This is a genomic window from Dietzia massiliensis, assembly GCF_018390595.1.
In the GTDB taxonomy this organism is placed as follows: domain Bacteria; phylum Actinomycetota; class Actinomycetes; order Mycobacteriales; family Mycobacteriaceae; genus Dietzia; species Dietzia massiliensis.
In genome coordinates, this window is sequence record NZ_JAHBAV010000195.1 from 1 (window position 1) to 449 (window position 449).

Sequence of the window (449 nt, forward strand, 5' to 3'; positions counted from 1 at the left end):
ATGCTACACTATAGCTATGGTTCAAGAATATATTGAAGGATATGTTAGAAGATTTATCAGTGAAATGGGATTTGAAGTTGAAACTGTTTCTTATTTACAAGATGGACGTATATATTGCAATATAAATACAAGCAACAACTCTATATTGATTGGAAAAGCTGGTGTAATCTTAAGAGCAATTAATTTTATTGTAAAAAATGCAGTAAGTACTACATATAAAAAAAGAATTGAATTAAGTGTTGATATTAATGGTTATAAAGAAGAACGTTATAAAAAAGTAGCTAGCATGGCAAGAAAATTAGGAAAACAAGTTTTAAGAACTAAAGCTGATATCAAACTTGATCCAATGCCTGCTGATGAACGTAAAGTTATGCATCAAGAGTTAGCTAAATTAGATCATGTAAAAACACAGAGCTATGGTGAAGGAAAAAATAGACATATGGTTATTT

1 protein-coding gene is annotated in these 449 nt (G+C 28.7%); it reads left to right on the forward strand.

The annotated features are described in order from the left end of the window. Positions 1-16: 16 nt before the first annotated feature. Positions 17-449 (forward strand): R3H domain-containing nucleic acid-binding protein (locus KHA85_RS20235; RefSeq protein WP_213186673.1); only part of this gene is annotated, 433 nt, incomplete at its 3' end.